The sequence below is a fragment of the Psychrobacter sp. PL15 genome (genome assembly GCF_035984995.1).
Taxonomy (GTDB): Bacteria; Pseudomonadota; Gammaproteobacteria; order Pseudomonadales; family Moraxellaceae; genus Psychrobacter.
This window is the reverse complement of record NZ_JAXCIB010000009.1, coordinates 94,507-114,442: the sequence shown is the minus strand read 5'-3', so window position 1 is coordinate 114,442 and position 19,936 is coordinate 94,507. Positions and strand designations below refer to the sequence as shown.

The window sequence follows — 19,936 nt, the reverse complement described above, 5'->3', positions numbered from 1 at the left end:
TACCGTCGCGTTTTTAAGGTATTTTAACTATAGCTGTAAAGCATGAAGTTGTGGCAAAATATTTAATTTCATACGTAATTGAAAAAAGCCAAGCGTCATTAAACGTTTGGCTTTTTTGCGACTAACATGATTTTTAAGCTGATTTAGATTAATAGTGATCAGTGTTCTTCAAGCTCTGCCATGACTTCATCTGAGAAATTGACATTAGTATAGACCTCCTGCACATCATCGATGTCTTCTAACATATCAATCATTTTCATGACTTTTAGCGCGTCATCAATATTATCAATCTCAGCGCTAGTCGCTGGTGCCATGGTAACTTCAGCATTATCAGAGACCAATCCTGCGGCATTAAGAGCATCCTTAACACGTCCAAAGCTATCGACTTCAGTGATAACCACTAGGGTCTCACCATCATTTTCGATATCAAGCGCACCAGCATCTAAGGCAGCAAGCATAATCTCATCTTCTAAACTCAGGTCATTAAAGCTAATTTCACCACGTTTGTTAAATAAATACGCGACTGAGCCTGAAGTGCCAAGATTGCCTTCATGCTTGGTAAAGGCGTGACGCACTTCACTGACGGTCCGGTTGAGGTTATCAGTCATGGTTTCAACCAATACTGCTACGCCGCCGATACCATAGCCTTCGTAGTTAACTTCTTCCATATTATCATTGTCACCGCCACCAGCACCGCGAGCAACCGCACGATTGATGGTATCTCGAGTCATATTGACTGATAGCGCTTTTTCAATCACGGCTCGCAGGCGTGGATTTTTATCAGGGTCGGGGTCACCTTGCTTGGCAGCTGAGACAATCTCACGAATAATTTTAGTAAAGACTTTACCCTTTACCGCATCCTGACGGGCTTTACGGTGTTTGATATTTGCCCATTTTGAATGGCCTGCCATACGATATCCTTAATTTTTGCTTGTTATTTAGTATCTTGATCAAAGCGCTGCTGACAACAACGGCCTATAATTACCCACACAGTTTCTACTTTACGCTCAGCAAGCTTGTTTGTAATAACAAGCTTACGTGTGAGTTGACAATTTGTATGTCGCTAATAATGGTTTTTTGCTACACTGTGACAAGTATTATAGGGCGGTGACCGCTATCAGTTGACACTAATATGCAGCTATTGTCATCATTTTAACTAATCCCACTCTTTCATTTCCGTTTAAACTATTCGGTTTTATAAAGCCCTTATTCTTATGACGCCATTGATCCTATGAAGCAATCAACCACTGAAGCCGTTATCCAGCTACGTAAGCGCATTCACATCGTTATTGAAGGCACAGACACTCGTTTGGGTAAGCTATTCGACATCATGTTATTGATTACGATTTTGGCCAGTGTGGCCGTAGTGATGCTCGATAGTGTGCTGTATATGCGCTTACAGTATGGCACGATATTTTTCTATACTGAATGGTTCTTTACTATTTTATTTACCATTGAGTATGTTTTAAGACTATTTTCAGCGCCCAATCGGTTCCGTTATGTCTTTAGTTTCTTTGGCGTAGTGGATCTATTGTCGGTGCTACCCAGTTATTTGAGCTTAATGTTCGTGGGTGTACAATATCTACTAGTAATACGTATCTTGCGTATTTTACGCATTTTCCGAGTGCTCAAGCTGAAAGCTTATATGCAGCAAGCAGGATTTTTAGCCTCTGCTCTAAAAACCAGCCAACAGAAAATCACCGTATTTTTCTTATCTTTAGTACTATTAGTAACGATTTTCGGATCGGTTATTTATGTGGTTGAAGGGCCAGAAAACGGCTTTACCAGTATTCCATTATCTATCTATTGGGCTATTGTCACCATGACCACGGTAGGCTACGGTGACATATCGCCAAAAACACCGCTAGGACAAGCCATTGCTTCTATGGTCATGATTACTGGTTATTCCATTATCGCGGTACCTACAGGGATTTTTACTGCTGAGCTGGCACGTAATCTGCGTCCACAGCTCAATCCAGTCACCTGCCCGAACTGCGGTAAATTTGGTCATGCAGTAGGAGCAGAGTTTTGTGATCGTTGTGGGCATGCGCTACATATATAACAAACAGCCATTCCATAACTTTGGGTATGTGTAGGGCGATGAGTGCTGTGATGTTTATAGGATGAGTGCTGTGGCGTTTATAGATAGTCAGCAACTAATGGTGACAAATCGATTTCGACTCCCAGGTTGACTAGGTTCCAATACTGACCGGATACCGTACGATCTAGCATCATAGTAGTAGCTGATGGTTGGAACTGACCGAAATACTTTAGAGACGTGCGCATTTGAGCTATGGCTTCGTGGTGCACCTGACTGCTAGTAAAATCAAAAGCGCCATCTTGATAAGGCTTGATAGACAAGGGTTTGAGTCCAATTTCTAGCCATTTTTGATAAAATTCACCTGGAATATTTTTATCATCATCTCGGCGTACTTCAAGGGCTACTAAATCTTGTTCAAGCGCCGTTACATCGCCTTTTATGGCATGTTGAGCAAAGCGTCGAAACAACTGAACTTCACTATCGCTGTAGCTGCGAACCCCGCCAAAATCATAAGCGACTACGCTACCATCAGCTCGAAAGGCAAAGTTACCTGGATGCGGGTCACAATGCATCCGGTATAGACCAAATAGCTGTCCGGCAGTAAAATGAAATAAGCGCTCTGCAATTTTTTGTTTGATAGTATTGTCCCAGCTTGCTGCTACCGTCAGCGTTTCGCCCATCTCTTCAGTCAAAGTCAATACCCGTTTAGAAGAGTGGCTACTGATAACCTTGGGAATAATAAGGCCTGTGTCATCGGCATGGAAGGCGCCAAACACACGCAGATTATGAGCCTCTTTTATATAGTCTAGCTCGTCATGTAAGCTTTGGCGAATCTCGTCAAACAGCTGGTTCTGTAACTCACGGCTCATATTAAGAACGCCGGCTATCTTGAGCGCCATACGCACTTGTTTAAGGTCACTATCACAGTTTTCATCGACATCAGGATACTGTACTTTGACGACTACCCTTTGCCCAGAGGGTAGAGTCGCCTTATGGACTTGTCCAATAGACGCGGCGGCAAACGATGTTTCTTCGAATTCAGTAAACAGCTGGTCAATAGGCGCTTTTAGCTCACGCTCAACTTGCGCGAGTATCTGTGCGTAAGGCATTGGCGGTGCGTCTTTTTGCAGCTTTTCAAGGGCATTTGCCACTTCAGGTGGGAACACATCTTTATATTGTGAGGCAATCTGTCCCACTTTCATCACCGCACCCTTCATTTCTCCAAGGGTTTCAGCTATCTGGATACCCACGTCTTGCATCAACTCTGAGCGCGCTTGCAGGCGTTTTTCTTCGTCACTAGAGAGATGCTTCAATGAGTTTTTAGCCGCTTTCCCCGCAATACTTGCAGTCATGCCAGCGAGTTTCATAAAGCGTTTTCTGGACGATTTTGCCATTCATATCACCGTGTATTGGACTATTGATTGAGTCAAGTTTTTGATTGTAAGGTTTATTTTATTACAAAAGCTAGGCTATGGATGCTCTAGGTATTTTTACCCAAGCCTATTTTACTCAAGCTGTCACTATTTAACCAGTCTGCTTTAGTTACTATTATCAATGATGCACAATCAACGCTCTAAATTTACGGCGTAAGTGTTGATCAGCCAGTAATCCAATGCCATCTGATAGCCTAAATGCCCCAGACCACAGATAACCCCGACTGCCACATCACTTAAGTAAGAATGCTGCCGAAAAGATTCTCGCGTATGGACATTAGATAAATGCACTTCAATAAACGGTTTTTGAGTCGCTAATAAAGCATCACGCAGCGCGACCGAGGTATGAGTAAAAGCGGCAGGATTGATGATAATCGCGTCTACTTGCGCTGTGGCTTCTGCTAACAGGCCGTAATGCTGAATGTCATCAACGAGTTTGCCTTCATGATTTGATTGGATACAAGTCAGCTCAATACCATGCTGAGCGGCATGGTTGATTAAGTTCGTCTCAATATCGGCGAGGGTAGTATGACCATAAATATCAGGCTCACGCTTACCTAGCAGATTAAGATTTACCCCATTAACAAGTAACAGTCTACGGGTAAGTGGCATGGTTGCTCTCGAACTAGAGAGATTAGCTGGCATTACCGATTGAGAAGAATTACTCATAAGTTTCTCTATAAATATAAAAAAAGTATTGATACGACAAACGGCTAAGACGGTCAATCATCAATAAATACAAAATGGTCGTATAGTAGCGAATAAACCTAATAATTTTTGCTCTAGCCCTTTATCATAGCAGCTTGCCGGCTAAATTATAAAAAATTGTCTAAAAAACTGCGTTAGCCTTTAAAAATCATATTAAAAGACTTTATGTTACTAAAAACCCGTGCTATGATATTTTTAAGTAATAAGTATTGTAAGTTTGTTACTTATTATGTTCTAAGGAGTGATTCCATCATGATGGTAGCACTAATCAATACGGATAAAATATAATCGTCTTGATTTAGAAAGTCTTTTGTTAAATGGTGCACACCAAATGATAAAAGTGGCTATGAATATAAACTTGAAATGTTTGAACAACAGTATTTAGAGCAGTACTCTTAGATTTTGATCTCATAATTTTAGACCCCGTTTATATGCAATGTTGCAAAGGAATTTGGGGCTAAATAAACTTTTTAGGAAGTAATATTATGTCAGCTCGTGAGGAAGGTATTGTAAAGTGGTTTAATGATTCAAAAGGCTTTGGTTTCATTCAACGTGATAGTGGAGAAGATATTTTCGTCCATTTCCGTGCGATTCAAGGTGATGGTTATCGTTCTCTAAAAGACGGCGAAAAAGTTGAATTCAGTGTGGTAGAAGGCGATAAAGGTCTTCAAGCTGAAGAGGTCAGAAAAGTAGAAGAGTGATCCGCATAGACATTAGGGTAGTTTAGCTATAATGTCTGTATAAACTACTGATATACTACTAAGTCAAGCCCGTCTGATCTTACCGATGTTGAGTTTATCGCAGCGTATTTGGTAAGAGACAGATGTCAGGCTTGGCTTTTTTATGTTTTTGGTTTACAGAAATATAGTCATTTGTATTTATATACTGGCTACCACAAGGCTTACCGTGAGCCCATCACTGGTTAATATACAAGCGGTCAATATAAAAGGATGATTTTTTGAGTAATTTTACGACATTTACTGATTTGCCACTTTCAGCGCCGACCCTACGCGCGGTAAGTGATTTAGGTTTCACCCAACTGACTCCTATTCAAGCCCAAATATTACCGCACACATTGGCACATCAAGATGCCATCGGCCAGGCGCAAACCGGTACTGGCAAGACGGCAACATTTTTGCTCACTATTATGGAAGCGCTACTTACTCGTCCCTTTACTCCTGATGAAGAGCGTTATTTAGGCGAGCCACGCGCGGTCGTTATGGCACCAACACGCGAGCTGGCTCAGCAAATATTTGATGATTGCATCATGCTGACCAAATATACCTCGTTACATAGTGTCTGTATCATGGGTGGCACCAATTATGAAACTCAGCAGCACGAGCTTGAGCGCCAATACGTCGATATTCTGATTGCCACACCTGGACGTCTGATTGATCTAATGAATAAAGGTATGGTTTATCTTGATCGGGTGGAAGTACTGGTATTAGATGAAGCAGATCGTATGTTGGATATGGGTTTTATCCCTGATATCAAGCGTTTAGTAGGACGGATGCCGCCCAACACTGATCGTCAAAGTTTATTGTTTTCAGCAACATTTAACCAAGATGTGATGAACTTGGCCTATCGTTGGTTACATGAGCCACAATTCGTTGAAATTGAGCCGGAGCATAAGACCAGTGAGCTGGTTGATCAGCATTTTTACTTACTCACAGAAGATCAGAAGCTAGAAGCTCTACAGCGCATTATTACCGACACAGCGGTGGAAAAAGTGATTGTATTTGCCAATCGTAAAGATCAAGTGAAGCGTCTCTATCATAAGCTACGTCAAGCACACAAAATTGTGATGCTATCAGGTGATGTCATTCAGCAAAAGCGTGAAAAATACTTACAACGCTTTAAAGATGGTCATGCCTCTATTTTGGTAGCGACTGATGTGGCGGGACGAGGCATTCATGTTGATGATATCAGTCATGTGGTCAACTATACCTTACCCGATCAGCCGGATGATTACGTGCATCGCATTGGTCGTACAGGGCGTGCCGGTCAGACAGGAATCAGTATCAGCTTTGTCAGTGAGGACGATGCTTTTAATATACCGGCGTTAGAGAAGCATTTAGATACTAAGTTTACCCTTGAGCAGTGGCAACAATAGTTGTTATAGCGCAAACATCAACCTGTTGTAGCATCAGACTGGCTTAATGTACCGGCTTTAATAAACCAGCCACAACTCGAACTGGTTTTGCTTGTAGTCGATTGAGGTCTTGCTCATTGGCCATCGTGTTCAAAATAAAAAGCCCTTACCGTCATGATTGGCGTTAAGGGATTTTTATGGACATTAATAATGTGATGCTCTTAACTTGGTGTGGTGATGACTCACTAGCTTCTCATTAATCTTGATTCAAGGTAGTGGACTAATTAGTGTTCGTATCACGATCGCTTGGCATAGTACTTGGCATATTATTCGACGTAACATCTGGCATAGTGCTCATGTCTTGCATACTATGATCCATAGCATTATCGCTATCGGGCGTCATGTCGTGATTCATTTGACTCATATCGGCCGTGGTTGCTTCAGAACGTTCCGGATTAGACGTCGTCATAGCAGAGTGGCTGCCATGATCCATCTGGGCATCGCCACCGCCATGCCCACTGTGCATGTTAGCCATTACCATGGGTACAACAATAACTGCTAAGCCAGATAACACCATAATAGCGCCATTCAGCTGTCTTAGGCGAAAACGTCCAATCTTATCGCGTAACCAGCCAACGGTTTCGTGCGTGGCAACCAGCATTGGCACTGTACCTAAGCCAAAGACAAACATCAATGCTGCACCGCTCAACGGATTGTGGGCGACTATTGCGATAAGTAGGGCACCGTAGACCAAGCCACAAGGCAAGAAGCCCCAAAGTAGACCAGCAGTTAGTGCACGTGGGAAAGTGGTTAGTGGAAATACTTTTTGACGAAGTGGGCTAAGGTACTGCCAAAAGCGCATACCAAAACGCTCAAGCTTGGTCAAAAAGGGTGCGCCAAGCATGGTCACGCCAACAAAAACCAGTACCAATCCCAGTAAAATACGCGGCGTACTATTACCCTTCATTAACGGCTCTAACACAGTGGTACCAATAAGTCCTGCGACTAAGCCTAAGAATGCGTAACTGGTTAGACGTCCCAGATGATAGGTGGCGACCAGAGCACGGCGCTTAGCTGGACTGACATCTTTCATAGACAGCCCAAATGCCGTCACCAGACCGCCGCACATACCCAAACAATGCGGTGAACCAAAAAACCCCATCAATAATGCTGCGACCAATAAGGCGGTGGTCATAATGAGTATCTCCTACAATAAATATTGAAATGTAACTCTATTTTTTATCGACAGTCATTTACTAAGTATACTGGCCACCACCAGAAAACGCAGGCAAGTAATACCTATCAAGGCTTTATATTTTCGGGGTGTGATTCGTATCAGTAAGGCTAACTGCATCATCTACCTTGACGCTATCGACTGGTTGATGATCATTGGCATCGTTATTGATGTTGTTGTCGGTAAGTGAGGTGTCAGCACCATCAACAGTAGCCTCAGTTTGCTCATGAGCCTGAATGGTTTGTCTGCGCTCTTGGCGGTCATCTAAAATAATGCGCTGAGAGGCGTTATCTAGGTCTTCAAACTGGTTGGATTTTACCGCATAGCGTACTGCCCAAATAGCCACCACAAACAACATCAAGCTCAATGGAATTAATAAGAATATGCTGAGCATTATAGACCTCTTAGCTGACAGTTCACTATATTATACGCTGATTATTGGCATATTAAGTGACTGCTATCGGGGGAAAGAATGAGCAAGATTACATAGGATACAAACGTGTTTTAGACATAGATTTTAATTGAAAGTCTTTACCGCGCTGCCTCTGGGCGTTAATAACTGTTGCGGTGTTATATCTTCGGCGCGGCGACAGTCTAGTTGTGGGCGTAGCACATCACGTAGGTAAGCCGCAATTTCATAAACAGCGCGCCTTGAATGACTCAGGTTTTGTGCCGGTGCCATCCAATCGCGTCTGACGGGCAAGGGCGCATTAATTGGGGTGCTATTAATGCTGTTTAGAGCAAACTGTCGTCGTGCACGAGCCATATGGTAGCTATCGGTAATAAGATAGACATGATGTAGCGGAATACGTTTGGCGGTAAAGCGTGCATTTTCGCAGGTATTCATACTGGCATTTTCACTTATTAAGCCCTCAATACCATGTTCGATGAGCCACTGGCTAAGCCAAGGCGCTTCAGCCCCACTTAATACAATAGGTAGTGGTAGATCGTGATAGGCGGTGGCTGCAGTACGAACGCGGTTGAGGCTATAGCGATTGAGAATAATCTGATTGTTATTATCATTAGTGAGACCACCACCAAGCACCACGTAAGCGGTCGGTGGTGCATTCATAATGGCGGCTGGCATATTGGGTAAAGGCAGATGATTTAGTATATAGACAACCGTTTGCGAAAATAGCGGCGTGAATAAACTAATAAGCACTAAGATGACGGACGTTGATCCGAGTATAAAGGTAATATTAATAATACGAAACAGTTTGGCCATCCGTTCAGCTGATCGCAGGTAATATCGTGATAGATTCTTAGACCACGACTTTTTAGACCACATGCGTGCCATGCCCAATTGAGCCATCAGCATTCACTAAAATAGGCTCACGAGATAAGGTAATCGCAAATTTATTGTAAACACAAGTCGAAATATACCGTTGGGCTTGAGCCACATCTTTTTGAGTGGCCTGATAAGGCCTGTGATTGGTAAGCACTAGTGCCTGTTGTTGATGCGTAAGAATGGGGGCAATACCGCCACCTTTTAAACCCGCTTGCTCAATCAGCCAGCCTGCGGCGACCTTAACCATGGACTCAGGCATGGAGTAGCCGACAATATCAGGGTAAGTGACTTGCAGTGCTGCAAATTGGGCATTACTAATAACAGGGTTTTGAAAGAAACTCCCACAATTAGGCAGATGCTTAGGGTCCGGCAGTTTTTGTGTGCGAATATCGATAATGGCTTGCATCACATCAGCAGGAGTGGGCTGTGTGCGTCGGTTTTGCGCAGCATAATTCTGCGCTACCGATTGCACATCGCCATAACTGGCTAAAACTTGTGTTGGATCTAGATGCAGACGAAAACCCACGCGACTGATCAGCCATGTATTTGGCGAGCGTTTAAAGACACTGTCCCGATAACCAAATTCGCAGTCAATGGCCGATAGGTGCCGCCAGGTCCCGGTGGGTAAATGATAGGCACGCACATACTGCAAACAGTCTTCTAACTGAACGCCATAAGCGCCAATATTCTGAATGGGGGCGGCACCGGTCAAACCTGGAATGAGGGCGAGATTTTCAAGTCCATACCAGCCTTGCTCGACTGTATAGATGACTAAATCATGCCAGTTTTCCCCGGCCATAACTTCGATATCGACATGGGTTTCTGTCTGAGCTTTGACGGTGATACCGCGCATTTGTGGTCGCAGTACAATTGCATTTAATTGTGCGGGTAACAACACATTGCTACCGCCGGACAGCACAAATAATGGTCGATTATGTTCAGCGGTTTTTTGATAACTTGCCATAAAGCTGTCAAGCTGCGCCTCATCCGCTAACATCACTACGGAGTCGGCAACACATGCCAGCGCCATAGTATTGGCATGTGATAGGTCATATGGCTCATCACATAATCTTTCATATGCAAAGCCAGGGGATAAATCACACTGGACACTGAGATCAAGGCGCACATCTGAGGTCATAAGGTAGCCTGTTTAGCGAGTAAATAACAAGTCATGCGGTGCTTATTATAGAGGATACGCTGATCAAAAGGACGAGAAATCTAGCATCTTATTTCTATAGGGTCTTCCAACTCTCAATCCAAGCCTGTGCACTTGACTCAATACGTTTAATCACGTCTTCAAAAGCATCGCCGTCACCTTGATAGGGATCAGGAACATCATCACCGCCATAGGTCGGATCTTCTTCGCTAAATAAGGCCAGCTTGGCCAGTCTTTTCGATGGATCAGTAATGGCTGTTGCGTTGTCTGAATCGACAATGCTGTCTTTAAGTACTTGTAAGTCTGCCAAGTTTTGCGCGTCCATGGCCAAAATCAAATCAAAATTACGGAAATCGTCGGCACTCACCTGGCGGGCTACCAATTTACTGATGTTATAGCCATGAGTTTTAGCGTGGCGCTGTGCACGGGCATCTGGTGCGTGGCCGATATGCCAGTCCCCTGTACCTGCTGAGTCTACTTTCATCGCAAACCCTGCTATAGCCACTTGCTGACGAAAGATCTCTTCGGCAGTGGGTGACCTACAGATATTGCCCAAACAAACCAACAATACAGACGATGGGGTAGATGCTTTAACCTGCATAAGACAACCTTTTATGACAACAAAAAAAGCATGCCATAAGAAACCAGCACGGGTAATGCTGTTTATTAGCATGCAAATGAGTAAGAAAATCAACCCTCAGCGTAACGGTTAATGGCACGAATGGCAAGGGCAGAGGCTAAACAATAGGGTCATTCAATGGATGGACGCTGAATCTATAGCGTATATAATATTTAGACAGCTTTTAATAGTCCGTCAATTGTGCCTAGTCGTTAGTCCTGATTGTTTTTAAAGCGATGCAACTCACGGCGCTCTTTCTTATTGGGCTTGTTATCTGGTCGAGCAAGATTGGCCAATTTGCGCTGTTCGGCATAATAAGCGCGGCGCTCTTCACTGTCTTCAGTTTCTGAATATAAAACTTGTGCGGCGTCGGCGTTGCCACGTTGCGCCGTTAAGGCTTCAACGATAACTGTTTTTTCTGTCATTGCGGTTGCCGAGCCCTGGCGAATCGTTAACTCGTCTCCGATCGCAATCTCTTTACTGGTCTTTACACGGCTACCGCCATAATGGACACGTCCACTCTCAATAGCCTGCTTAGCAAGAGTGCGCGTCCGATAAAATCGTGCCGCCCATAGCCATTTATCGAGGCGAATTTTGAGTAAGGCTTGGTTGCTATTATCAAGATTATTTTTCATAGTGATTCCTTTGAATACAGATTGGATAAGATACTGTCAATCTGTGTAAAAAGTATAAGTATTAATGGGTTATCGAGATTTTATATTCAAGTCGCTTATAAGTAACTGATTTTATACTTAAATGACTGATACTAAAGTAATGCTATAACTAAGCGATTTTAGAGTATTACTATAAAACTAACTTCGGCTATGGCGAGCTCGAACCTAATAATGGCTTTACGCCTGGCATCAATATAATCAGCTGGCGCGTCCGATAGTGACTACAGAATATCTGAGATACTTTCTTAATATGAGGGCATTTTTCCTAAAATCCACTTAAGCTTCCCAGCATTTTCAAGCATTTTCAAGCATTTTCAAGCATTTTCAAGCATTTTCAAGCATTTTCAAGCATCTTCAATGGATAATTGCATAGGTATACTTTAATCATTTTAAGTAGGCACTTTTTTATGAGTCTTTGCCTTGGTTGAATACTAATTAGGACTGATATAATGCCCTGAATCTTAAAATATATTTAACCAAGATGTGACTCTCAGCGCTTTTTGATAAATTAGAGTTTTACGAGTAAGGTAACCCGTTATAAAAACGATAGGTCACTCGGTATAAAGATCAAAATCGTTTTTAACTGGGTGTCACTACTAGTAACTATGCTGGTAGTAGCTATTCTTGGACCACCAGTAGCGGCTAGCCTATTTCAAAAATAGCTGATAGCCGATATTGTCATTAATAGCAGTACAGTCATAGCCGATATCGAGTAGCGCGTCTTGTAGTAAACGCGAATTGCTTTCAGAAGCTTGTAAGCCAACTAATACCCGACCTTCAGCAGCACCATGATTGCGATAATGGAACAGGGTAATATTAAAATCATCGCCCAACTTTTCTAAAAAAGTTAATAACGCGCCAGGACGTTCAGGGAAGGTGACTTTTAATAACTGTTCGTTTGCCACGTGAGCATGGCCACCAATTAGATGGCGAATATGCGATTTGGCAATATCATCATCAGTTAAGTCATGCGCCGCATAGCCGTCAGCTGCTAACTGATTACTGATTGTTTGCCGCTCTTTATCGCCTTCTTTTAAACCGATACCGACAAATATTGCCGCAGGGTCCATAGAGTCTGGAGACAGCTGGTTATCCGCACGGTAGTTAAACTCAGTGATATTACGACCATGTAAGCTGCGACAGAAGTTTAAAAATGCACCGGTTTGCTCAGGAATCGTCACTGCAAAAATAGCTTCTTTCTTCTCGCCAATTTCAGTACGTTCCGCGATATAACGCAAACGGTCAAAGTTCATGTTGGCACCACAGATGATACCCACACAGTTTTTGCCTTGCAAGTCATGTGCCTTGATATATTTTTTCATGCCAGCCACTGATAGTGCGCCAGCTGGCTCAACGATACTACGATTTTCTTCAAAAACGTCTTTAATAGCAGCACAGACTTCATCATTAGTACAGGTCACGACTTCAGGCTCAACAATCGGTCCTGAATTATCACTTTTTTGGGTACGAATAACGTCAAAAGGTAATTCACCAATTTGCGCCACTGCCACCCCATCGACGAATAAGCCAACTTGTTCGAGTTTCACGCGCGAGCCCGCTTCGAGTGCCGCCTTTAGACAAGCGGATTGATCGGCCTCTACGGCGATAACTTTGACGTGTGGCGCCACTTCGCCTAAGAATGCAGCAATGCCCGAAATCAGACCGCCGCCGCCTACTGCCACGAAGACATAATCCATATTGCGCCATTGTTGGGTCAGTTCAAGACCAATGGTGCCTTGTCCAGCAATCACTAGCTCATCATCATAAGGTGGAATAAAGGTCAAGCCTTCACGCTGCGCAAGGTCGATTGCGTAGCGGTTGGCCTCGTCAAAGCTATCGCCATGCAAGTCAACGTTGCCACCTAACGCCTTGACCGCATCAACCTTAATATCAGGAGTAGTGGTTGGCATAACGATAATGTTCTTTAGTGACAACTTGCGGGCAGAATAAGCGACGCCTTGAGCATGGTTACCCGCTGAAGCACAAATAACGCCATGAGATTTTTGCTCGTCGCTCAGTTGACTAATACGGTTATAAGCACCGCGTAATTTAAACGAAAAAACTGGCTGCAAGTCTTCGCGCTTGAGGCGAATGTCATTAGCAAAACGCTGGGTTAGCTTGGGTGCAGGCTCAAGTGGGGTTTGAATGGCAACGTCATAGACGGTAGCTTGCAATATGGCTCGTACCCAGTGTGACAGCATAATGACTCCTAGTTTAGGTGATGAATAAATAGGTGATAGATGAAGATAAAAATGAAATAGCTCAGCCTATGCTGATTTTTAACATCTTGCAAGATGCAATTGCAATTTTTAATAACCTGGTCGCTGGATAATTTGGCTTATAGAGTGCCTACTAGCCTTTATTTTAGATAAATATAGTCTATGGGAGCAATGTGCGGCAACCAAACAGTGACTAAATTAAAATCAGCATCACCCTGACATCCGTCATAGCCATCAGTTATAATGGCCGCGCATTTTACCTGTTTTATAGTGATAAGTTTACCTTGCCAAGGATTTATGATGAGCGATCAGCACGCACAAAAGCAAGCCGCCGCTAAGGCTGCTCTACGTTATATCGAAGACGATATGATACTTGGTGTGGGGACAGGTAGTACCGTCAACTGTCTGATTGAGTTATTGCCCTCGCTGAAGCTTGCCGGTGCGGTTGCCAGCTCGCAGGTGACAGAAGATAGGCTCAAGGCTTTAGGGATAGAAATAGTTGATTTAAATTTTGCGGGTACGCTGGATGTCTATATTGATGGTGCTGATGAGGTGAATGAACATTTGCAATTGATTAAAGGTGGCGGCGGGGCATTGACCCGTGAAAAAATTGTCGCAGCCGCATCCAACAAGTTTATCTGTATGGTTGATGATAGCAAAATGGTTAAGTTTCTTGGGCGCGAGTTTCCAGTACCCATTGAAGTATTGCCACAAGCGCGCTCTTATGTCGCCCGCCAATTAGCACAAATGGGCGGTGAGCCCGTATATCGAGAGAACTTTGTCACTGATTATGGCAATGTTATTTTAGACACTTATGACTTGGATGTTAGTAATCCACTGGCGTTGGAACAACAGTTAAATAATATCGTGGGCGTGGTATGCAATGGGGTTTTTGCGGCCAATCAAGCGGATGTGTTATTAAAAGCCAACAGTACTGGAGTAGATGTATTGATGCGTTCTTAATGGATTACCTATTGATAATAGTAAGAATGATATTGACTCTAAACGTATCTGCTTGCGAAAAATAACAACAATACTAGCTAGGCCATAAGCGCTATTGAAGGGGCATAATAAAGGCAGGTTACCAAGGTAACCTGCCTTTATTATTGTCTATGATTTTTAGGTACGCTATTTCTCTACAAGATTACCTTTAGAACGCTTTGTTTCATTAATGTCTTTATTAAGCAGGCAGCTTAATTTTATCCTTTAATAAAAATTCCATTAATGCCTTCTGCGCATGTAGGCGGTTTTCTGCTTCATCCCACACTACTGAGCGTGGATCATCAAGCATATCATGCGAGATTTCTTCGCCGCGATGCGCAGGCAAGCAGTGCATGAAAACCACTTCCGGATCGGCTTTATCTAATAGTGATGGCGTCACTTGATAAGGGGCAAAGCGGCGCGCCCGGGTGCTTTGTTCAGACTCTTGCCCCATACTTGCCCACACGTCTGTGACAATCAAGTTTGAGTCTTTGGCCGCATCTTGGACATTTTCAACCAGGCTGACGCAGTGTGAAAAACGTTTCATAAGCTCAGGGTCAGGCTCAAAGCCATAGGGAGCCGCCACGCGCAGCTCAAAGCCGAATTGATTTGCGGCCTGCATGAATGAAGAGCACATATTATTGCCGTCACCCACCCAGGTCACGATTTTATTCTCGATACTACCGCGGTGCTCATGATAGGTCTGCATATCGGCAAGCAGCTGACAAGGATGGAACTCGTTGGTAAGCGCATTTATAATCGGCACACTGGAATATTCTGCAAAAGTTTCAACAATTTGATGTTCAAAGGTACGAATCATAACGATATCGACCATACTTGATATCACACGTGCTGAGTCCTCTAATGGCTCACCACGACCGAGCTGAGTGTCTTTTGGCGATAAGAAAATAGCATTACCACCAAATTGGCCCATGCCAGTCTCAAAAGATATGCGCGTACGGGTTGATGACTTCTCAAAGATCATACCTAGCGTACGACCAACAAAGGGCTGATAAATCTCGCCAGCATGTTGCATTTTACGTAGTTCGCTTGCGCGTTTTATAAGGGCTTCTAGTTCTTGTTTGGTTAAATCAGATAAGGTCAAAAAATGGCGCAAACTCATAACAATCCTAGCAGTCAATCACAGTCAATGAAACGTTATCAGCCGTCAATAGCATCGCATTAGTAGCTATACTATGGTGACAACAAACTTTTAGTATAGCGTAATTAATGCCAATGTAAACGCCCAATTTCGCCATAATAACTAAGTCTGTAAGAGGAGAGTTAAGCATATTAGCGTTTTACAAGGATTAATCTTGTATGCGTACTGGACGTGTACTAAGTCGGCACAGTAGCTCATAGCCAATAGTACCGGCATGAGTGGCCACCTCATCAACGTGAGGTGCACCGCCCCACAGCACTACCTCGCTATTTAAAGCAATATCTTTGGGTGCTGCGCTGATATCAATAACAATCATATCCATCGCGACCCGACCACGAATGGGGCATGGGTAGCTTTGGTTACTCGCTTTATCAATGACACAAACATAAGCATCTTCATTGAGTACCCGTGGGTAACCGTCACCATAGCCTATGCTGACCAGCGCCGTTCTGGTATCTTGTAGCGCAGCCCAGCGACTACCGTAACCAACAGCATCACCAGCTTTGACGGTTTGGAAAGCCATAATTTGTGCACTAAAGACCATTACAGGCTGTAAACCTAAGTCAGCAGCAGAGTTATCCGTAAGCGGTGAGCTACCATATAATATAATGCCTGGGCGCACCCAGTCATAATGGTTGTCAGGAAAATTCACTAATCCTGCTGAATTGCATAATGATCCTTTGATGTCTCGGTCAACACCCTCTCGTAGAACATTCAGCATGTCAGAAAAACGCTGTATTTGAATAGCATTCAATGGGTGGTTATAATCATCTGCATTAGCAAAATGAGTGGCAAGAATCAGTTGGTAGCCGGCATCATGCAGACGCTGCGCTGCTTGGACAATGGTTTGCTCATCAAAGCCTAGACGATTCATGCCGGTATTGTATTTGAGCCATACCTGCCGTGTTGGACTATTCGCCGGCGGTACATTTGCTAACGCCCAATCCAACTGCGGATCATGATGAATCACACAACTGAACGATTGCTCAATAGCCTGCTGCCACTCATCAGCACTGAACACCCCTTCGATTAAACCAATCGTTTTATCCCAGCCTAATTGCCGCGCTTCTACTGCTTCACTAAAAGTTGCCAGCCCAATACCATCTGCTTGCTGCAATGCTGGCAAGACCGCTTTAATACCATGACCGTAAGCATTGGCTTTTACCATGGCTAGGACTTTAGCGTGAGGAGCAAGTTTTTTTACTTGGTTGAGGTTATGAGTGAGGGCTTGCGATTTAATGGTAATAGTGCGCATGATCGGCTTCTTTGTTAGCAGGGTTTTCAAGCCACTGAGTAGTCAAAGCTATTGTTATGAATAGCGATTTACGATCAGTAGCGCCGTATTATTAAATGTGCTATCAACTGTATTATCAGTTGTGTTGCTAAAAGGTTTGTTTACTATTAATCACGACTGAGTGCTATTCATCATCAAAGGTAACGCCTTGATAATATTCAGGTGTGAGGTTGGTAAAACGGGTAAATTGTCCCTCAAAAGCTAAGCGTAAAGTACCGATGGGGCCGTTACGTTGTTTACCAATAATAATTTCAGCCACGCCCTTGTGGTCTGAGTTCTCATTATAGACCTCATCGCGATAGATAAACATAATCAAATCGGCATCCTGCTCAATAGCACCAGATTCACGCAAATCTGACATGATAGGGCGTTTATTTGGACGGTTTTCTAGACTACGGTTCAGCTGCGATAGCGCAATGACTGGACATTCAAGCTCACGGGCTAAAGCTTTAAGGCTACGAGATATCTCAGAAATCTCTCCAACCCGGTTGGTATCAAGACCAGGAACTTTCATTAATTGTAGATAATCAACGATGATAGCGCCTAACTTTCCGTCATGGTTTTTGGCGATACGGCGACAGCGAGAACGCAGCTCTGAAGGAGGCAATGCTGTACTATCGTCGATATAAAGATGCTTAGATTGTAGATGCTGAATGGCATTCATCATCTTGGCCCATTCATCCTCGTTCATTTGTCCTGAGCGTAAATGGGTCTGATTAATCGCCCCCCATGAGGACAATAGGCGCATAACGATTGATTCCGCCGGCATTTCCATAGAAAACACCACTACTGGCAGATCTTCATTGAACAGAATGCCTTCTGCTAAGTTCATAGCAAATGTGGTCTTACCCATAGACGGACGCGCAGCGACAATCACTAAATCACCGGCTTGTAGACCTTGCGTCTTATTGTTAAGCTCAGTAAATGGGGTTTGCAAACCAATCATGCCATCAGGGTTGGATTTGAGCTCTTGAATCTTGTCGATAACGTTGCTCAATACGGATGTAATGCCAACTGGGCCACGTTGTTCAGCGCGCTTGTTATGCTGCTCGTTAATACTAAATATTTTGGCCTCAACATTGTCTAAAATATCACTGACGGTTTGATCTTTAGGATGATAGGCTAGAGTGAGCATCTCATTGCCTGTAGTGATTAACTGGCGCAAGGTGGACAGTTCGCGGACGCGCTGAGCATAAGCGGTCAGGTTAAACAGAGTCGCGGGGCTTTGGCTCAAAATATCCGCTAAATAACTGTCACCACCTGCGTTTTTGAGTAGTTTTTGAGATTCTAACCAGTCATGGACCATTACCGTGTCATAAGGCTCGTTTACTGCCGCCAAGTGAGCGATAGCATCAAAAATATATTGGTGTCGCCCCGCGTAGAAGTCGTCTTTAGTGACGATATCGGCAATCTTTTCATACGCCTCTTCAATACTCATTAAAGAAGCCAGCAAGGCTTTTTCAATATCAATATTGTGTGGCGGTTGCTGATTGAGCAAGTCGTCGGTCTTGTCGGTGTCTGCCATGGGTGCCTAATTATTAAAAGTCGGTATTCAGAAATCGGTATAAAAAATAACAGTCGGGTACCGTTAAAAAAGTGAGTCGTACTTCTATGATAGAAATACCAAAACGCTTCTTCACCGCTTGTCAGTAAATGCTACAATCAAAGGCGAAAGTCTACCACATTATTCTCTTTCTTAGGTTTCTAATGGCTAATTTATCTGCATTCACCAGTCGCTTGACTTAACGACTGATCACTTAAATGACCCTGATACCAATAATAAAAAAATACAATAAAATCCTATACTTATAGAATCAACAAGGACACTGACACAATGCAAAAACTACCTCTACTAATTACTACTGGTGAGCCTGCGGGCATTGGCATGGACGTGGTGCTGCTATTAGCACAGCAAGGTAAACTACAGGATTTTGCGCGACCTATCTGGGTCACTGCTGAAGCTGAAGCCATGCAAGCGCGGGCCGATAAATTGGTCGCTGCCGGCGTATTAAAGACCTGTCCCTCTTGGCAAACGGTCACGGCACAAGCGGATGTCGATGACTTTATAACGCAGATTTCACAGCAGGCGGCTGTTGATAATGACGCTAATGACAGCAGGTTTACTTTACTTGATATGCCTTGTGGCGCGCCTGTAGTCGCCGGACACATTGAGATTAACAATGCGTTAATGGTGGCGCGGCAATTAGAAATCGCCCATCAGCTGGCGTCCGGCAACACGGTTGCGGCTATCGTCACTGGACCACTACAAAAATCGGCGCTGATTGATGCTGATATCAAGTTGCTAGATGGCACCATGTTTAGTGGTCATACAGAATTTTTTATGCAGCAAAGTGGCTGTGATAAAGTGGTGATGATGCTGGCCAATCCCACCATGAAAGTGGCCCTGGTAACCACTCATTTAGCGCTTAAAGATGTGCCCGCTGCTATCACTCAAGAGAATGTACGTCAGACCATACAAATTGTGCTCGATGATATGCAGTCAAAGTTTGGTCTCGCAAAACCGCGAATTTTAGTTTGTGGTCTAAATCCGCATGCTGGCGAGGGTGGACACCTGGGTGTGGAAGAGAGTGAAATTATCAATCCCGTTTTGCAAGAGTTTATCGCTGCAGGGATAGACATTTCTGAGGCGATGCCAGCTGATACGTTATTTACGCCAAGACATTTGGAGCACTGTGATGTGGTCATTGCGATGTATCATGACCAAGGACTGCCGGTACTTAAGTCACATGGCTTTGGTGATACCGTCAATCTAACGTTAGGATTGCCTTATATTCGGACGTCTGTAGATCATGGTACTGCGCTTGATTTGGCGGGTCGCGGCGGTGCAAGTGCTACGAGCTTATACCAAGCGCTAGTGATGGCAAATGAAATGGCCGACAAGGCGCTGATTGTCAAAGGCTAATACTTAATTGAGCATTAGCTTTATTAACTTAATAAGACCAATCCCTAAGAATATACATTACTAAGAACATAAATTAATAGTAGGACGACAATGTAGCCTAATTATGAGCTGT

The 19,936-nt window shown here is 43.7% G+C and carries 18 protein-coding genes; 5 read left to right on the top strand and 13 right to left on the bottom strand.

The window, feature by feature from the left end; genetic code table 11:
- Window positions 1-158: 158 nt before the first annotated feature.
- Complete coding sequence (locus RCH20_RS09380) at window positions 159-911, bottom strand: YebC/PmpR family DNA-binding transcriptional regulator (RefSeq protein WP_327193402.1); 753 nt, start codon at window positions 909-911, stop codon at window positions 159-161.
- A 320-nt stretch (window positions 912-1,231) separates the two neighbouring features.
- On the opposite strand from RCH20_RS09380, the gene RCH20_RS09375 reads away from it, so the two are divergent.
- Window positions 1,232-2,062: an ion transporter gene (locus RCH20_RS09375; protein ID WP_209957161.1), complete on the top strand. Its 831-nt coding sequence runs from the start codon at window positions 1,232-1,234 to the stop codon at window positions 2,060-2,062.
- A 77-nt stretch (window positions 2,063-2,139) separates the two neighbouring features.
- Here the strand turns inward: RCH20_RS09375 and RCH20_RS09370 are convergent, their stop codons facing one another.
- Together RCH20_RS09370 and aroQ are read right to left on the bottom strand one after the other, a co-directional pair.
- Window positions 2,140-3,435, bottom strand: coding sequence for an ABC1 kinase family protein (locus tag RCH20_RS09370; RefSeq protein WP_209957163.1), 1,296 nt, complete (start codon window positions 3,433-3,435; stop codon window positions 2,140-2,142).
- A 171-nt stretch (window positions 3,436-3,606) separates the two neighbouring features.
- Window positions 3,607-4,086, bottom strand: a complete 480-nt coding sequence (gene aroQ, locus RCH20_RS09365; protein ID WP_442793128.1) for a type II 3-dehydroquinate dehydratase — start codon at window positions 4,084-4,086, stop codon at window positions 3,607-3,609.
- A 581-nt stretch (window positions 4,087-4,667) separates the two neighbouring features.
- Between aroQ and RCH20_RS09360 the strand changes: the two genes are divergently transcribed.
- Together RCH20_RS09360 and RCH20_RS09355 are read left to right on the top strand one after the other, a co-directional pair.
- Window positions 4,668-4,883, top strand: coding sequence for a cold-shock protein (locus RCH20_RS09360; protein WP_209957167.1), 216 nt, complete (start codon window positions 4,668-4,670; stop codon window positions 4,881-4,883).
- 257 nt (window positions 4,884-5,140) lie between these two features.
- Window positions 5,141-6,295, top strand: a complete 1,155-nt coding sequence (locus RCH20_RS09355) for a DEAD/DEAH box helicase (RefSeq protein WP_209957169.1) — start codon at window positions 5,141-5,143, stop codon at window positions 6,293-6,295.
- A gap of 259 nt (window positions 6,296-6,554) precedes the next feature.
- On the opposite strand, the gene RCH20_RS09350 is transcribed toward RCH20_RS09355, so the two are convergent.
- From RCH20_RS09350 to ilvA, 7 genes are all read right to left on the bottom strand, one after another.
- On the bottom strand, window positions 6,555-7,469 hold the full coding sequence (locus tag RCH20_RS09350) for a sulfite exporter TauE/SafE family protein (RefSeq protein WP_209957172.1): 915 nt from the start codon (window positions 7,467-7,469) through the stop codon (window positions 6,555-6,557).
- A 115-nt stretch (window positions 7,470-7,584) separates the two neighbouring features.
- Window positions 7,585-7,902 (bottom strand): cbb3-type cytochrome oxidase assembly protein CcoS, encoded by a 318-nt coding sequence (ccoS, locus tag RCH20_RS09345; protein ID WP_327193400.1) that lies wholly within the window; start codon window positions 7,900-7,902, stop codon window positions 7,585-7,587.
- Between the two features lie 123 nt (window positions 7,903-8,025).
- Window positions 8,026-8,796 carry a YdcF family protein gene (locus RCH20_RS09340; protein WP_327193419.1) on the bottom strand — a complete coding sequence of 257 codons (771 nt, stop codon included), beginning with the start codon at window positions 8,794-8,796 and terminating at the stop codon, window positions 8,026-8,028.
- The gene (gene murB, locus RCH20_RS09335) at window positions 8,786-9,826 is read right to left on the bottom strand and encodes a UDP-N-acetylmuramate dehydrogenase (RefSeq protein ID WP_327193418.1); all 1,041 of its coding nucleotides are present in this window, start codon (window positions 9,824-9,826) and stop codon (window positions 8,786-8,788) included. The genes RCH20_RS09340 and murB overlap by 11 nt, the downstream gene beginning before the upstream one ends.
- Window positions 9,827-10,028: 202 nt before the next feature.
- Window positions 10,029-10,553, bottom strand: a complete 525-nt coding sequence (locus RCH20_RS09330) for a low molecular weight protein-tyrosine-phosphatase (protein ID WP_209957176.1) — start codon at window positions 10,551-10,553, stop codon at window positions 10,029-10,031.
- Between the two features lie 230 nt (window positions 10,554-10,783).
- Window positions 10,784-11,206, bottom strand: coding sequence for an RNA-binding S4 domain-containing protein (locus tag RCH20_RS09325; RefSeq protein WP_209957178.1), 423 nt, complete (start codon window positions 11,204-11,206; stop codon window positions 10,784-10,786).
- Window positions 11,207-11,892: 686 nt separating this feature from the next.
- The gene (ilvA, locus tag RCH20_RS09320) at window positions 11,893-13,446 is read right to left on the bottom strand and encodes a threonine ammonia-lyase, biosynthetic (RefSeq protein ID WP_209957180.1); all 1,554 of its coding nucleotides are present in this window, start codon (window positions 13,444-13,446) and stop codon (window positions 11,893-11,895) included.
- Window positions 13,447-13,764: 318 nt separating this feature from the next.
- Here ilvA and rpiA point away from each other — a divergent pair, with 318 nt between their 5' ends.
- Window positions 13,765-14,427, top strand: coding sequence for a ribose-5-phosphate isomerase RpiA (gene rpiA / locus RCH20_RS09315; RefSeq protein WP_327193399.1), 663 nt, complete (start codon window positions 13,765-13,767; stop codon window positions 14,425-14,427).
- 217 nt (window positions 14,428-14,644) lie between these two features.
- On the opposite strand, the gene argF is transcribed toward rpiA, so the two are convergent.
- The 3 genes from argF to dnaB all read right to left on the bottom strand — a co-directional run bounded on the left by argF (window position 14,645) and on the right by dnaB (window position 18,426).
- On the bottom strand, window positions 14,645-15,568 hold the full coding sequence (gene argF, locus RCH20_RS09310; protein ID WP_209957186.1) for an ornithine carbamoyltransferase: 924 nt from the start codon (window positions 15,566-15,568) through the stop codon (window positions 14,645-14,647).
- 187 nt (window positions 15,569-15,755) lie between these two features.
- Complete coding sequence (gene alr / locus RCH20_RS09305; protein ID WP_327193398.1) at window positions 15,756-16,862, bottom strand: alanine racemase; 1,107 nt, start codon at window positions 16,860-16,862, stop codon at window positions 15,756-15,758.
- Between the two features lie 163 nt (window positions 16,863-17,025).
- The gene (gene dnaB / locus RCH20_RS09300; protein WP_209957190.1) at window positions 17,026-18,426 is read right to left on the bottom strand and encodes a replicative DNA helicase; all 1,401 of its coding nucleotides are present in this window, start codon (window positions 18,424-18,426) and stop codon (window positions 17,026-17,028) included.
- A gap of 309 nt (window positions 18,427-18,735) precedes the next feature.
- Between dnaB and pdxA the strand changes: the two genes are divergently transcribed.
- Window positions 18,736-19,824, top strand: coding sequence for a 4-hydroxythreonine-4-phosphate dehydrogenase PdxA (gene pdxA, locus RCH20_RS09295; RefSeq protein WP_327193397.1), 1,089 nt, complete (start codon window positions 18,736-18,738; stop codon window positions 19,822-19,824).
- Window positions 19,825-19,936 lie beyond the last annotated feature (112 nt).

Excerpts from the sequence above, each read along its gene's own strand:
- argF (WP_209957186.1), bottom strand. The coding sequence starts at position 15,568 with ATGAGTTTGCGCCATTTTTTGACCTTATCTGATTTAACCAAACAAGAA.
- aroQ (WP_442793128.1), bottom strand. The coding sequence starts at position 4,086 with ATGCCACTTACCCGTAGACTGTTACTTGTTAATGGGGTAAATCTTAAT.
- RCH20_RS09350 (WP_209957172.1), bottom strand. The coding sequence starts at position 7,469 with ATGACCACCGCCTTATTGGTCGCAGCATTATTGATGGGGTTTTTTGGT.
- murB (WP_327193418.1), bottom strand. The coding sequence starts at position 9,826 with ATGGCGCTGGCATGTGTTGCCGACTCCGTAGTGATGTTAGCGGATGAG.
- ilvA (WP_209957180.1), bottom strand. The coding sequence starts at position 13,446 with ATGCTGTCACACTGGGTACGAGCCATATTGCAAGCTACCGTCTATGAC.
- RCH20_RS09380 (WP_327193402.1), bottom strand. The coding sequence starts at position 911 with ATGGCAGGCCATTCAAAATGGGCAAATATCAAACACCGTAAAGCCCGT.
- RCH20_RS09375 (WP_209957161.1), top strand. The coding sequence starts at position 1,232 with ATGAAGCAATCAACCACTGAAGCCGTTATCCAGCTACGTAAGCGCATT.
- rpiA (WP_327193399.1), top strand. The coding sequence starts at position 13,765 with ATGAGCGATCAGCACGCACAAAAGCAAGCCGCCGCTAAGGCTGCTCTA.
- RCH20_RS09360 (WP_209957167.1), top strand. The coding sequence starts at position 4,668 with ATGTCAGCTCGTGAGGAAGGTATTGTAAAGTGGTTTAATGATTCAAAA.
- RCH20_RS09370 (WP_209957163.1), bottom strand. The coding sequence starts at position 3,435 with ATGGCAAAATCGTCCAGAAAACGCTTTATGAAACTCGCTGGCATGACT.
- pdxA (WP_327193397.1), top strand. The coding sequence starts at position 18,736 with ATGCAAAAACTACCTCTACTAATTACTACTGGTGAGCCTGCGGGCATT.
- RCH20_RS09330 (WP_209957176.1), bottom strand. The coding sequence starts at position 10,553 with ATGCAGGTTAAAGCATCTACCCCATCGTCTGTATTGTTGGTTTGTTTG.
- ccoS (WP_327193400.1), bottom strand. The coding sequence starts at position 7,902 with ATGCTCAGCATATTCTTATTAATTCCATTGAGCTTGATGTTGTTTGTG.
- RCH20_RS09325 (WP_209957178.1), bottom strand. The coding sequence starts at position 11,206 with ATGAAAAATAATCTTGATAATAGCAACCAAGCCTTACTCAAAATTCGC.
- alr (WP_327193398.1), bottom strand. The coding sequence starts at position 16,862 with ATGCGCACTATTACCATTAAATCGCAAGCCCTCACTCATAACCTCAAC.
- dnaB (WP_209957190.1), bottom strand. The coding sequence starts at position 18,426 with ATGGCAGACACCGACAAGACCGACGACTTGCTCAATCAGCAACCGCCA.
- RCH20_RS09340 (WP_327193419.1), bottom strand. The coding sequence starts at position 8,796 with ATGTGGTCTAAAAAGTCGTGGTCTAAGAATCTATCACGATATTACCTG.